Genomic DNA, 12,732 nt, shown 5'->3' on the forward strand with positions numbered 1-12,732 from the left:
CCCGCCTCCCTCACACCTCGGCGCGAAGCCTGTTCAGCGCCAGGGTTGCCAGGAACCGTGCCTGGTCCGGCAGCACACTGTCGTCAAATACTGCCCGTGCCGAATGGATCGGTGCCCAGTCCTTCGGGTCCATGTCGGGTGAGCCTGCCCCAAGGTGGCCGAAGGCCCCCGGGACCTGAAGGAGGACGCAGGAGAAGTCCTCGGAGCCTGCCTTCGGGTGGGCGAGGAGTTCAAATCGGTCCTGCCCGTAAAGCGCGGTGGCCGTCTGCTCCCAGAACAGGGCTTCGTCGTTGTTGTTGATGGTGGCGGGCAGCTTCGGCGTGAAGGAGACATTCGCCGTGAGCTGGTGTGCCTCGGCCAGCCCGCGCAGCATATCCGGAAGTTCCTTATGCAGGCGCGCTCCCACCCCCGGGCTGAAGGACCGCACCCCTGCCGTGAAGGCAGCTGTATCCGGAATGATGTTGGCCGCAGTTCCACCGTTGAACTTTCCCACCGTGAGGATGACTGGATCGAAAACGTTGAACCGGCGCGTCACGAACGTCTGCAGGGCACCCACCATCTCGGCGGCAACCTGCACGGGATCCAGCGTCTGGAAGGGACGAGATCCGTGTCCGCCCCGTCCCAGGACCTCCACCTGCAGTTCGCCCATGGCTGCCATGTACGGACCCGGGCGTGTGGTGAACAGGCCGGCCGGGGCGTCGGAGGCCATGTGGACTCCGTAGGCCGCGATGGGATGCGGCCCCGCAGCGTCGAGGACACCTTCGGCGATCATGATCTCGGCGCCGCCGTGCCCTTCCTCGCCCGGCTGGAACATGAAGATGACGTCGCCGGGGAGCTGGTCACGGACGGAATGCAGCAGTTTGGCGGCCCCGATGAGTCCGGCGGTATGGAGGTCGTGCCCGCAGGCGTGCATGGCCCCGTTGGCGGAGGCGAAGGACACACCGGTTTTCTCCGTGATGGGAAGGCCGTCCATGTCGGCCCGCAGGAGAACAGAGGAACGCCCGACGCTGGGTGCGGACGGCAGGCCGCCGCGCAGTACCGCCACTACCGAGGTGGAGTTCGTGCCGAGGGTGATCTCCAGGTCCAGGCCGCGCAGGGCTTCCAGCACGCGGCCCTGGGTGCGGGGCAGTTCCAAACCCAGTTCTGGATCGGCGTGCATTTCCCGCCGGAACGCAACCAAGTCGCCGGCCAGCGATGTGTCTTTCCCTAATGCCTCTCCGATGACGTCTGTGGGCGTGCTTGCAGTAATCGTGCTGGTCATGGGGAATTTCTCCGGTCTGATGTTGACGCTTGTCGATCTAGAGGAAGCGCGCCAGGAAGCTGCGCGTCCGTTCGTGCTGCGGGTTGCCGATGACCTGCTCAGGCGTGCCCTGCTCTACCACAACGCCGCCGTCCATGAAGACCACGCGGTCGGCTGCCTCGCGGGCAAAGCTGATCTCGTGGGTGACCACCACCATGGTCAGGCCGGTGGCTGACAGCTCGCGCATGGTTGCCAGGACCTCGCCAACAAGCTCCGGGTCCAGGGCCGAGGTTGGCTCATCGAACAGCATGAGCTTGGGGCGCATGGCCAGAGCGCGGGCGATGGCCACACGCTGCTGCTGTCCGCCGGAGAGCTGGCGGGGATAGGCGTCTTCTTTCCCCTCAAGGTTGACCTGGGCCAGCAGTTTCCTGGCCCGAAGTGTCGCCTCGGCCCGGGATTCCCTCTTGATGCCCACAGGGGCTTCAATGATGTTCTGCAGGACGGTCATGTGGGCGAAGAGGTTGAACTGCTGGAACACCATTCCGATGTCCTGGCGCCGGCGGGCCACCTGGCTCGGGGCCAGTTCATGGAGCCGGCCGTGCTTCTCCTCGAAGCCCACGTCTTTCCCGTCGACCAGGATCCGGCCGCCGTTCAGGTCCTCCAGGAGGTTGATGCACCGCAGGAAGGTGGACTTGCCGGACCCTGAGGGCCCAAGGATGACCACGGTTTCACCCTGGGTGACTTCCAGATCGATGCCGGACAGGACCTCGGTGTGGCCGAAGCTCTTCCGTACTGCTTTCGCCACGAGGACGGGAGGGTTGGTCAGGGCTGGTGTTTGGCTGGGCGCTGTCACTGTCTGGCTCACAGTATTTCTCCGTTGTCTTTGGCGGGAACCTGCGCGCTTTGGGACGCGGCGGGTGCGGCTGCAGGCTTTGCGGGACGCTTGAACCCGCCGGTCAGGAACTGGAAGAATCCAGGTTCGTCCCGCTTGGAACTGCGGGAATAGTGCCGTTCAATAAAGGACTGGCCGATGTTGAGCAGTGTGGTCAGGACGAGGTACCAGATCACGGACACGAGCAGCAACGGAATGGTTTCGAAGGTCCGGTTGTAGATGGACTGCGCGGTGTAGAAGAGGTCCGCCATGGCGATCACGCTCACCAGGGAGGTTGCCTTCAGCATGCTGATGACCTGGTTGCCCGTGGGCGGAATGATGAACCGCATTGCCTGGGGGAGGATCACGCGCCGCATGACGCGGTAGTTCGTCATTCCCACCGAATAGCCGGCTTCGCGCTGGCCCGGGTCGACCGAGAGCAGCCCGCCGCGCACAATCTCCGCCATGTAGGCGGCCTCGTGGAGTCCCAGGCCCAGGATGGCCACAAGCATCGGAGTGACCACGGAGTTTGTTTCCGTGGACCACATCGGCGGTGCGAACGGGATGCCGAAGGAGAGCTGGGGAACCAGGGCCGAAAGGTTGTAGAAGAAGATGAGCTGGACCAGGAGCGGTGTTCCGCGGAAGAACCAGATGTACCCTGCCGCGAAGCCGCTCAGGACCGGGTTCTTGGAAATGCGGCAGATGGCCAGCAGGACGCCCAGGACGGTGCCCAGGAGCATCGCCACTACGGTGAGTCCAAGGGTCATCAGCAGGCCCTTGAAGATGACGTCGGAAAAGAGGTACTTGGCGACTGTTCCCCACGCGAACCGCTCGTTGGTGATGAAGAGCTGGAGCAGTTGCGCCGCGAGTACTGCTATGACGCCGACGGCAACGAGTCGCCAGGGGTGCTTGCGGCGGGAGGCGTTGGAGACGTCGAGCTGGGATTCAGTCACGGGGGTCGTTCCTGTCAGTGTTGCCATCAGGAGACACCCAGATTCAGTCCGGGTTCGTCAATCATGTTGCCGTCAAGCTTGTGGTCTTTCATGATCTTTTCGTAGGTTCCGTTTTCGTACAGAATGTTGAACGCCTTGAGCAGGACGTCCGCCATCGGCGAGTCAACGGGGACCACGGCGCCCTGGAAGAGGTCGTCGAAGCCGTTCTTCTCGCCGGTGCCTGTCAGTTCCAGAGCGCCGTTGGACTGTTCCACGAAGTACGTCAGGGGTGCCTGTGAAGAGAAGAAGGCATCAGCGCGGCTTGACTGGACGGAGAGGATCGCCGTCGGCTGGTCCTTGTAGGACTGCACATCAATGGCGGGGTTGCCGGCCGCCGTGCATTTCTCCGACTGGGCCTTGATGACCTTTTCGGCGGAGCCGCTGGCCATGACGGAGACTTTCTTTCCACACGTCGATTCGAGATTCGAGATGCCGGCGGGGTTTCCCTTCCGGACGGCGAAGACCACGAATTCCTGGACCCAGTCGACGAACGTTCCCTGTTTCTGGCGCTCTTTGAAATCGCCGACTGGGCCGAGGTCCACGTCATACCGGTTGGCCGCCATGCCGCCGAGGACGCTGGCCAGCCCATCGACGGTGACGTGTTCGATCTCGACGCCCAGGAGTTCTCCCATGGCGTTGGAAATGTCCGCTGTTGCGCCGTCCATTTCGCCGTTGGCACCGACGATTGTGTACGGGGGGAAGGAGCCGTTGTTGACGGCCACAATCTTCTTGGCCGTTTTGATCTTGTCGGGCAGGGCATCATGCAGTTCCTGGCTGAAGGCCTGGGGTGCGGCCGAGCTTGCGGCGGTTCCGGTGGTGGAGCCTGCGGGGCTGGCGTCGACCGCACATCCTGTCAGGGCAAGGGCGATGACGGCCGCTGCGGCACCGAGTTTGCTTGATGTCATCATGTTCACGGTTTTCATTTTCAATACCTGTCTGCCTTGGGGATTCATGGGCGAAGAGGCGGCGTGGGGGGTCGCCGCCGGGGTGAGTCAGGACAAAACTTCGGACGGTTCGGGCTTGAAGGGGAAGAGGGCGTCGTCGGCCAAGGGGCTTGCCAGCAGACCCTGGGCGATCATCTCGGTCTGGAGGTCATTGATCATAGATTCGTTGTGTTTCCAACCGGTTGCCATCCAGTTAGAACCAAACACCCGGGTGGTCTCGGCAAGGGCCTCGTTCTGCCACGGCGTGATGTCCTGGAGTTTCCCGCGGCGGCTGTCGCTCAGGATCCGGGAGGACTCAAAAAGGTCCACCAGCTCCTGGGCGGCCAACGGGTTTTCCTCGAGCACCCGGGTCTGTACTGCCAGCAAGTGGATCCCGGGCACGTAGCCCGTTGACCGGTAGTAGTCCTCTTCGGCGGCGCGGGAGTCCCGGAAGAGCGTTCGCAAGGGAGAGCCCGGTTCGTAGAATCCTGCCGGCATGAATGGCGTCATCACGGCGTCCAGTGCCCCGCGGAGGAGCATGTCCACCATGGGCTCTTCGTTTTCACACGGCTGCACGTTGTCCGGCACCGCGGTGCCGATCCTGTCCTGGATCGGGTGACCGGCGGTGAGCCGGCCAACGCGCCATTCGGCGTCCGCGATGCCCACGCCGGCCCTGCGGAGGACGGCGCGGGTCCACGTGTTGCCGGTGTCCACCCATCCGGTGAGCCCTATCAGTGCGCCGCGGAGGTCCGCGGCCGTCTCGAACGGCGATTCGGTTCGGGTGATGATGCACCGGTGCCGGAAGCCCCGCATGATGAAGACGGGCAGCGCGGTGACCGAGTAATCGCCGGCAGCGCGGGCCCTGATGTAGCGGCTGAACGAGGTCTCGCCGCCGTCGAGCCCCGGCTCGGACCAGAGGTCCGGGGTGATCTCCCGGCGCTCAAATGCGTAACGTTCCTGGGGCACGTCGCCCAAGGCCAATGGGATCATGTGGTCCCAATTCCGGGTGGCCAACTGAATTCGTTTCACTGGAGTTTCCTAACTGCGATCTCTGTTGCCACCAGACCGATGCGATGTGGGTTATGGACAACACCGTATGTTCAGTTGCGCAACTGGCACAAGAGGGTATATGTTACTGAACATAACTAAAGGGGTTTGAATGGAATCTGTAGAGGTGACCGCCGAAGGAACACACCTGTCGGCGGCGTGGCTCAGCGCCCAAATTTCGGAGGCGTCGGCCACGGGAATTGCCAGCACCGTCACGCAGCTGATCCGGGCGGGCGAGGTAGCAGCCGGAGTCCAGCTGCCCACGGTCAGGGCCCTTGCCGCCCGGCTGGCCGTGAGCCCCGGAACGGTCTCTGCGGCGTGGAACATTCTGCGGAAACAGCGGGTGATCGAAGGGTCAGGACGGCAGGGGATCCGCGTCCTCGAGCGTCCAGCCCTGCTGGCCCCGCAGAGGTTTGAAAATGTCTCCAGGTACTGGCAGGGCGACGTGCTGGACCTGACGCTGGCCGCGCCCGATCCGCTGCTGTTGCCAGATCTGGCGCATGCTGTTGCCAACGCGGCCCCGGATCCTGACCAGAATTCCTACCGCCGGCCGGGAATCACGCCTGCCCTGATGAAAGCCGTGGCGCCCACGTGGGGATGGGAACCGGACAGCTGGCTCGCAGTGAACGGCGGGTATGAAGGCATCCTGCTGCTTGTGTCGTCGAGCATCCTGCCGGGGCAGCATGTTGCGGTGGCGGACCCGGCAACCCCGCGGCTGCTGGACATCCTTGAGCTGGCCGGCGTCGTGGTTGTTCCGGTCGCCACCGACGCGGACGGTCCTGTCCCTGACTCCCTGAAGCAGGCGCTCACCAAGCAGCCCGTCGCATTCATCTACGAACCGTGCGCAAACTCCCGGTCGGGGACCAACATGACGCCCGCGCGTCGTGATCTGATTGCTGACGTCCTGCGGGACACGCGGGTTCTGATCATTGAGGATGACGGTCTGGGGGACCTCGCGCTCGGTCCGTATGCGGGCCTGGGCGCGCTCCTTCCATCACAGACCGTGCTGGTCCGCAGCTACTCCAAATCCCACGGCCCGGACCTCCGGCTTGCTGTCGTGGGCGGTCCGGCCGAGCCGATGGAAAGGGCCAGGCTCTACAGGCAGTTTGGGGCAGGCTGGACCAGCCGGACGCTGCAGAATGCGCTGGCATGGATGCTGACCGACGACGCCGTCAAGGCGCAGGTACAACATGCGCGCACGGAATACGCCAAGCGCCGGACCCAGATGGCGAAACTTCTCGCCGACCGCGGGGTGATGGTCGAAAGCCACGACGACGGGCTGGGGCTGTGGGTGCCGGTGCTCAACGAGCAGCAGGCACTGTTGGTGCTCGCATCGCACGGTGTCGCGGCCGGCGGTGCCTCGGGCGGGGCGATCCGCGGCGGCCACCGGCAAAGCATCCGCCTGGCGATCGGCAGGCAGCTGGAACGGCCGGACGAGGTTGCCGACCTGTACGCCATGGCGTCCCGGGCGCTTTAGGCGTTCGCTTCCCCGCCCGTTGCAGGCCGCTTCCACAGCGCCACGGCGAGGACCGCGACCCAGAGCAGAAACACGCCGATGCTGATTCTCTCGCCGATGCCCAGGACGAGGTTAGGTCCCGGGGCCGCCATGAACGCGACCATGCCCATCACCGCGGAAACGGCCAGCGAGGCGATCGAGTACCAACGCATCCGGCCGTGGAACCCGGCAGCCACAAAGGACATTGCCGCGACCATGAGGGCAAGCTGCACGTTGGTGGCCACGATATGCATGGGAACGGAAGCTTCCTCACCGAGCGTCAGCGGATAGAAGCCCCCCACGATGTTCCACAGCCCGTAGGCGATGAGCAGGCCGCCGCCGGTCCGCAGGGCGCGGTTGCCGCGCGCGGAAATCCAGACGCCGACGCCGAAAACTGTGAACAGCAGCGTGTACAGCCATGTGAACGGGACCAGGACGTCGCGGCCGGGGGAGCCGACGGCGAACAGTTCGCTCACCATCTGTTCGGTGCCGCGGTAACCCTCCCACCGGGATGCCGCCAGTACGTCCGTGGCAACCACGTAGGACAGGGAGGACAGCGCCCCCGCGGCCAGCAGCCCCTTGCGGAGCACGTCCTGACGTCGGCTTCCGGGCTGGGCTGCCCGCCTGAGCTGCGGAAGCCGGTGCTTATCGATTGACATTTCCGGATGTCCTCAGAGCCCGCGGCCTGACAGGAGATTGGCGCCGGGGCCCGCGGGCGTCCGCCCCACGCGTGTGCGTCCTACCCGTTCAACCTGCCCCGCGTCGCCGGGTGCCGCTAGGGGCAAACGGCCTTGGCCTGCCGGCCCCAGAGTTGTCTTTGGGGAAGCTTTCGGGTGCGGCGGGGCGGTGGGAGGATGAATCCGTGGACCAGTTCTTCGACTTCCTTCGCCACTACTGGTGGCTCGCCTTCCCCCTCAGCGGACTGGCCGGCGGGTGGGCACGGCAGTGGTCCAGAGCCAGCGAACGCCGGCACCGCCGCCGCGTGGAGCTCTACAAACTTAAGAACCAGACGGTGCAGGCGGAACGGGCCAGCCAGGCCGAGGTTGCCGCCCTGATGGCATCGCACGACGCCGTGAACCGGCGGTGGCTGGACTACGAGCTCGACGTCGGGAAACTCATCGATTTCCCGGTTATGACGGATGTACGCGAACCCCTGACTGTCGCCTTCCTCCGGGCCAAGAAAGCCGCGGACGGTTTGCGCCCGGCCGCCCCGGCCGACATGACGACGCCGGCCCGGCTGGCGGAGTACCGGACTGCCGTTCACGGCTTTGAGCTGGCCTTCGACGTTGCGGAGCGCGAAGCCAAACGCATCAAGGACCACAACTTCACTGAGCCGGAACGCCAGCGCCTGGCGAGGGCCAGGAAGCTGCTCAACATCGCCTCCGACAACGCGGCCACACCTGCCGAACGGCAAACCGCGTACAAGCGCGCCCGGCGGGAACTGGACGGTCTCATCGTCCTGCCCGAAGCCACGGTGGCGGCGCTGGAAGCGAAGATTGCAGGCGAACTGAACGCACCGCACGCCACGGACTGACCGCAGCGCTTCCGGCTCAGGTGTACATCAGGGACCCCGGGGTGGTGAGCAGTTCGCCGGTTTCCAGCCAGGTCTTCAGGCCGGAGAGGATCATCGGCCAGCCGCCGTAGAGCTGGTCGTTGGCGCCTTCGCGGAGCTGGTCGTGGGTGACGGTGAGGTGGCAGGAGTCGCCCACCGGCTCGATTTCCCAGGTGATGCGTGAGGTGCCTTCGGCTTTGACGTCCTCGCCCCAGAGCGCGGTCATGGTCTGGACGAGCTTCCGCGGCGGGTCGACTTCGATGTTCTCGCCCTCGCCCAGCAGCGCGCCGGCTTTGGGGTTGCCCATCTCGAACCTTCCGCCCGGCTTCCATTCGGAATTGATGGAGTTGCCAAAGTGGTATTTGCTGCGGATCTCGCTGTCCGTGATGGCTTCCCAGAGCCGCTCCGGAGTGGTCTTGATATAGATTTCGAAGATCTTTTCCATGGGACTTTCCAATCTGGTTTTGAGGTCGCTGAGGCCAGCGGCCCATGGTTCGGCGTATTTGCTCACCCAGCGGTCGTGGACGAGCCGGATGGGCACCGGATTCAGGAAGTGGAGTTTCTCCCGGCCCCGGCGGCGGGTGACCACCAGGCCGGCGTCCTCCAGCTGCCTGAGGTGCTTCATGACCCCGTAGCGGGTCATCTCGAAGCGCACCTCGAGTGCATGGAGGGTCTGCCCGTCTTCCCGGAAAAGCTCATCGAGGAGCTCCCTGCGGGTGGGGTCGGCGAGGGCCTTGAATACGGCGTCCACACCTTCAGAATAGGTGACTGATTGGTCACATGTCCAGCGTTTCCGGCAGGCCGTCCGGGACTTTGCGGAAGCTGTTGTCAGTGCACAGGACAGGGGCCTAGGCTATGGCCACGGCCCCGCTTTGGGACCGGCCAGGACCCTCCCTCACCGGTCGCCAGGCAAGCTGGGATGCCCGTGTCCTGGACAACACGGGACAGGAAAAACCATGACCAAGTATCTGTTCGAAGCCAACTATGTGGGTGACGGAATCAAGGGACTCATGCAGGAAGGCGGCACCAGGCGCCGCGACGCGGTTGTCGAGGCCCTCAAGTCCGTCGGGGGAACGCTGGACAGTTTCTACTATGCCTTCGGGGACATCGACGTCCTCGGAGTCTTTGATATTCCCACCGCCGCGGACGCCGCCGCCCTTTCCCTGATGATCAACTCCACAGGCAACGTCGACGTCCGCCTGAAGCCGCTCATGACCGTCGAGGACATCGACGAGGCAGCCAAGAAGACACCGTCCTATCGGGCGCCGGGACAGTAGGCCGGCTGCGGCACCTGGCCAGCGGCCGCCGTCGGGAAGTACGACGGCGGCGCGCGGCCCGGGTGCCGCAGGTTGGGTCTGGCCTCTCCCTCCGGAGCGGCGTAGGGTCAACAGGACCATGACTGAGCAGCAACCGTACGAACTGGTGCGCAGCTACCCGCACTTCGAGCTGCGGCGCTATCCCGCGCATGTTGTCGCGGAGGTCCACGTCAACGCGACCTTTGACCGTGCCGGCAACGCTGCGTTCCGGCACCTTTTCAATTACATCAGCGGCAGCAATACCGCCCGGCAGAAGCTGGCCATGACGGCCCCGGTTGTCCAGGAGGCGGCACAGTCGCGGAAGCTGGCGATGACCGCCCCGGTGATCCAGAGCGGTCCGCTGGCAGGAAGCGACGGGCCGGCTGATTTTGTGGTCGCCTTTGTGCTCCCCGCCGGCCTGACCGCCGAAACGGCGCCGGCCCCGATCAACCCCGACGTCAAAATCCGGGACGTACCCGGCTCCCTCGCAGCAGCTGTCCGCTTCTCCGGCACTGGCTCGGAGAAGGCGTTCGCCCGGCATAATACGGGGCTGCAGGTCGCGCTGACCCTCGCCGGACTGACCGCCGTAGGGCCGCCGCGGTTTGCCCGCTTCGATCCGCCGTTCAAGCCGTGGTTCCTGCGGCACAACGAGGTAGTCCAGGACGTGCAGGAACCTTCCGAGTCCTGAACGGCAGGTGATTCACCGTCCAAGCGTGCAACGCGGTCGGGGTGCCCCCTCTGCAGCACCGACTAGGGCGGGCATTGTCTCGCGGGGCGTGCTAATCTCCCCGCTATGGCCGTGGATCCCGCCCTTCTTGACTGGATGCTTGACTCCGACCCCGCGCTGCGCTGGCAGGTCGAACGCGATGTCGCCGGCGAGCCCCCGGAGGTGTGGGAAGCCACGCGGGCCCGCGTTGCGATCGAAGGGTTCGGCGCGAGGCTGCTCGCGCTGCAGGAACCCGACGGTCAGTGGGCCGGCGGGGCTTATTTCCCCAAGGACTTCGACTTCAACGGCCCGGAAGCTGCGGACGACGCCGGGCAGCCCTACACCGCCACCACCTGGTCCCTGAACGCTCTCCGCGACTGGGGCCTGGACGCCGCAGCCCTCACCGGTACCGCCGAACTCCTCGACGCCAACAGCCGCTGGGAGTATGAGGACCTGCCCTACTGGGGCGGCGAGGTGGACTGCTGCATCAACGCCTTCACGCTGGCCAACGGCGTATGGCTGGGCGCGGATGTAACCGGCATAGCCCGGTGGTTCCTGGACCATCAGATGGCCGACGGCGGCTGGAACTGCGAGTGGGTGGAGGGGTCCAGGCGGTCCTCATTCCATTCCACAATTAATGCGCTGAAGGGGCTGCTCTACTACGAGGCCGTGACCGGTGGCAGCAGTGAGCTCCATGCCGCCCGGCGCATCGGCGAGGAGTACCTGCTGAAACGCCAGCTGCTTTACACCCGGTCCACGGGGGAGTTCGTGGGCCCGTGGGTGACCCGGTTCGTGTACCCGTTCCGCTGGTTCTACAGCGCGCTCAATGCGGCGGACTACTTCCGGGCAGCGGCCCTGCACGACGGCGGCGGGCCGGACCCGCGGCTGGCCGCGGCCATCGAGGTGGTGCGGTCCGGCCGGGAGGCGGACGGGACGTGGCTGCAGGAGCGGCGCCATCCCGGGCGGGTCTGGTTCGAGGTGGACGCGGCCCCCGGCGAACCGTCCAAATGGCTCACCTTCCACGGGACACGCGTGCTGGAGTGGTGGGACAGCGCTGTTCCCTCCTCAGCCCGGTGGGGTGACTGAGGCGGCGACCGCCACCCCGGCCGCACCTTTAGCGTGTGCCTTCGCGTTCCTTGATCGGCCTCGGCTGCTTCCAGACGGACTCGCGGGGGCCGGGCGGGTAGGCGGCCGTCTTTCCCGCGTAGGCGATCACCAGGGCGGCAATGACCGGGAGGGCCGCGGCGGCCGGGACCAGCAGCGGACCTGCCACCACCAGGGCGGCGGAGCCGTAGAGGGCCCCGATGGTGATGCCCAGCTGGATGGTCAGGACGGTGAGGCCGTTGGCGGCGTCCTTGTTTTCACGGCCGGCACGGAGGATGGCTGACTGGTTGTAGATGCCGATCGCTCCCAGTCCGGCGCCCCAGACCGTCATCAGCACCAGGGCGAAGGCGAGGCTGCCGCCCACGAACGGCAACGCGAGCATCGAGGCGGCAATTGCCGCCGTCGTGATCAGGAGCGAGCGGCGGGGGTGGGAGTCGACGGTGAGTCCGGCGATCCAGATGCCGAGCAGGCCGGAGACGCCCAGCACGGTGAGGGAGAGGGTGATGGCGTAGTCGGGGAGGCCGGCCTCGCGGATGTACGGGGCGATGTAGGTGAAGAGCGCGAAGTGGGCCAGGACCAGCAGCGGCCAGGCGATGGCAACGGGTTTGACGCCGGGCTGGGCGATGGCCGCGCGGAGTGAAGGCCGGGCCTCGCCGGCGACGCGCCGGACCGACGGCAGGAGGAAGAACCCTAGTACGGCCAGGAGCAGCCCGAAGCCGGCGAGTGAGAGGAATGCCGCGCGCCAGCCGAGGAAGCTGCCCAGGGCGGTGCCGATGGGTGCGCCGATGGCCAGGCCCAGGCTGTTGCCGCTGAAGACGATGGCCAGGGCCTTGCCCACCTTGTCGGCCGGGACCACACGTGCGACGTACGGTGCCATGGTGGTCCAGAGCAGGCCGTGCGCCAGGCCGCCCACCAGCCGCGCGATCATCGCGGCGGTGAAGTCGGGGGCCAGGCCCACCAGGGCGTTGCTGATGGTGAACGTCAGGACGAGCGCCACGAGCAGTGGCCGCCGGGGGACTTTGCCGAGCAGCCGGGCGGCGGGCACCACGGTGACGACGATGACGGCGGCGTACGCGGCCGCCAGGTAGCCGGCCACCGGTTCGGAGACGTTCAGGCCGGTGCTGATCTGGGGGAGCAGGCCGGAGGGGAGCAGTTCAGTGGTAATGGCGGTGAAGGCGATGGTGGCCAGGACCATCATGGCTGCCACCGGGAATCGCTGGGGCGCGGGCATGGGCGTCGCGGAGGACATGGGGAAGGGGTCCATTCAAGGAGGAGGGGGATGGAACCGGGGCCGCTCGCCCGTCGATTCCTCCCTTAAATTTACCCGATAAACGAATTGTTAACGTGCGGGGCGTGCTTTGCGACAACCGGGCGGCAGCGGCCCGCCCTCAACCGTTCGCCGTGAATCTCCTACCGTTCAACGCATTAACCGTACGTTTGCTTAGTATCTGCACCATGATTGCCGGAGGCATTGGTCCATTACAGGGTCTTTCGCCTCCAGATCGCT

At 65.6% G+C, this 12,732-nt stretch carries 13 protein-coding genes; 5 read left to right on the forward strand and 8 right to left on the reverse strand.

Annotation, left to right across the window (positions count from 1 at the left end; all coding sequences use genetic code 11):
- Positions 1-10 precede the first annotated feature (10 nt).
- The 5 genes from ABIA70_RS06690 to ABIA70_RS06710 form a co-directional block, all read right to left on the reverse strand.
- Positions 11-1,261: a M20 metallopeptidase family protein gene (locus tag ABIA70_RS06690; RefSeq protein WP_354146811.1), complete on the reverse strand. Its 1,251-nt coding sequence runs from the start codon at positions 1,259-1,261 to the stop codon at positions 11-13.
- 37 nt (positions 1,262-1,298) lie between these two features.
- Complete coding sequence (locus ABIA70_RS06695; RefSeq protein ID WP_354146812.1) at positions 1,299-2,105, reverse strand: amino acid ABC transporter ATP-binding protein; 807 nt, start codon at positions 2,103-2,105, stop codon at positions 1,299-1,301.
- Positions 2,102-3,064: an amino acid ABC transporter permease gene (locus tag ABIA70_RS06700; RefSeq protein ID WP_354146813.1), complete on the reverse strand. Its 963-nt coding sequence runs from the start codon at positions 3,062-3,064 to the stop codon at positions 2,102-2,104. Before ABIA70_RS06700 ends, ABIA70_RS06695 begins: the two co-directional genes overlap by 4 nt.
- Before the next feature lie 26 nt (positions 3,065-3,090).
- Positions 3,091-4,026, reverse strand: a complete 936-nt coding sequence (locus ABIA70_RS06705; protein WP_354146814.1) for an ABC transporter substrate-binding protein — start codon at positions 4,024-4,026, stop codon at positions 3,091-3,093.
- A 69-nt stretch (positions 4,027-4,095) separates the two neighbouring features.
- On the reverse strand, positions 4,096-5,055 hold the full coding sequence (locus ABIA70_RS06710; protein WP_354146815.1) for a substrate-binding domain-containing protein: 960 nt from the start codon (positions 5,053-5,055) through the stop codon (positions 4,096-4,098).
- A gap of 130 nt (positions 5,056-5,185) precedes the next feature.
- Between ABIA70_RS06710 and ABIA70_RS06715 the strand changes: the two genes are divergently transcribed.
- Positions 5,186-6,550, forward strand: coding sequence for an aminotransferase class I/II-fold pyridoxal phosphate-dependent enzyme (locus ABIA70_RS06715; RefSeq protein WP_354146816.1), 1,365 nt, complete (start codon positions 5,186-5,188; stop codon positions 6,548-6,550).
- Here the strand turns inward: ABIA70_RS06715 and ABIA70_RS06720 are convergent.
- Complete coding sequence (locus tag ABIA70_RS06720; RefSeq protein WP_354146817.1) at positions 6,547-7,227, reverse strand: DUF998 domain-containing protein; 681 nt, start codon at positions 7,225-7,227, stop codon at positions 6,547-6,549. The two genes, ABIA70_RS06715 and ABIA70_RS06720, sit on opposite strands and share 4 nt — an antisense overlap.
- A 203-nt stretch (positions 7,228-7,430) precedes the next feature.
- Between ABIA70_RS06720 and ABIA70_RS06725 the strand changes: the two genes are divergently transcribed.
- Entirely contained in the window at positions 7,431-8,102 is a 672-nt protein-coding gene (locus tag ABIA70_RS06725; protein WP_354146818.1) for a hypothetical protein, read from the forward strand.
- Between the two features lie 16 nt (positions 8,103-8,118).
- Here ABIA70_RS06725 and ABIA70_RS06730 read toward each other — a convergent pair whose 3' ends face one another.
- Entirely contained in the window at positions 8,119-8,871 is a 753-nt protein-coding gene (locus tag ABIA70_RS06730; protein ID WP_354146819.1) for an ArsR/SmtB family transcription factor, read from the reverse strand.
- Positions 8,872-9,076: 205 nt separating this feature from the next.
- Between ABIA70_RS06730 and ABIA70_RS06735 the strand changes: the two genes are divergently transcribed.
- The 3 genes from ABIA70_RS06735 (at position 9,077) to ABIA70_RS06745 (ending at position 11,207) form a co-directional block, all read left to right on the forward strand.
- Positions 9,077-9,397 (forward strand): GYD domain-containing protein, encoded by a 321-nt coding sequence (locus tag ABIA70_RS06735; RefSeq protein WP_354146820.1) that lies wholly within the window; start codon positions 9,077-9,079, stop codon positions 9,395-9,397.
- Positions 9,398-9,515: 118 nt separating this feature from the next.
- Entirely contained in the window at positions 9,516-10,103 is a 588-nt protein-coding gene (locus ABIA70_RS06740; protein ID WP_354146821.1) for an SOUL family heme-binding protein, read from the forward strand.
- Between the two features lie 105 nt (positions 10,104-10,208).
- The gene (locus ABIA70_RS06745; RefSeq protein ID WP_354146822.1) at positions 10,209-11,207 is read left to right on the forward strand and encodes a prenyltransferase/squalene oxidase repeat-containing protein; all 999 of its coding nucleotides are present in this window, start codon (positions 10,209-10,211) and stop codon (positions 11,205-11,207) included.
- Between the two features lie 28 nt (positions 11,208-11,235).
- Here ABIA70_RS06745 and ABIA70_RS06750 read toward each other — a convergent pair whose 3' ends face one another.
- Complete coding sequence (locus ABIA70_RS06750; RefSeq protein ID WP_354146823.1) at positions 11,236-12,474, reverse strand: MFS transporter; 1,239 nt, start codon at positions 12,472-12,474, stop codon at positions 11,236-11,238.
- Positions 12,475-12,732: the final 258 nt, after the last annotated feature.

Origin of the sequence: Arthrobacter sp. 754 (assembly GCF_040548695.1) — a bacterium.
In the GTDB taxonomy this organism is placed as follows: domain Bacteria; phylum Actinomycetota; class Actinomycetes; order Actinomycetales; family Micrococcaceae; genus Arthrobacter.

What these genes read in the sequence shown, in the direction of transcription:
- ABIA70_RS06740 (WP_354146821.1), top strand. Translation starts at nt 9,516, where the DNA reads ATGACTGAGCAGCAACCGTACGAACTGGTGCGCAGCTACCCGCACTTC.
- ABIA70_RS06690 (WP_354146811.1), bottom strand. Translation starts at nt 1,261, where the DNA reads ATGACCAGCACGATTACTGCAAGCACGCCCACAGACGTCATCGGAGAG.
- ABIA70_RS06745 (WP_354146822.1), top strand. Translation starts at nt 10,209, where the DNA reads ATGGCCGTGGATCCCGCCCTTCTTGACTGGATGCTTGACTCCGACCCC.
- ABIA70_RS06735 (WP_354146820.1), top strand. Translation starts at nt 9,077, where the DNA reads ATGACCAAGTATCTGTTCGAAGCCAACTATGTGGGTGACGGAATCAAG.
- ABIA70_RS06715 (WP_354146816.1), top strand. Translation starts at nt 5,186, where the DNA reads ATGGAATCTGTAGAGGTGACCGCCGAAGGAACACACCTGTCGGCGGCG.
- ABIA70_RS06705 (WP_354146814.1), bottom strand. Translation starts at nt 4,026, where the DNA reads ATGAAAACCGTGAACATGATGACATCAAGCAAACTCGGTGCCGCAGCG.
- ABIA70_RS06720 (WP_354146817.1), bottom strand. Translation starts at nt 7,227, where the DNA reads ATGTCAATCGATAAGCACCGGCTTCCGCAGCTCAGGCGGGCAGCCCAG.
- ABIA70_RS06750 (WP_354146823.1), bottom strand. Translation starts at nt 12,474, where the DNA reads ATGTCCTCCGCGACGCCCATGCCCGCGCCCCAGCGATTCCCGGTGGCA.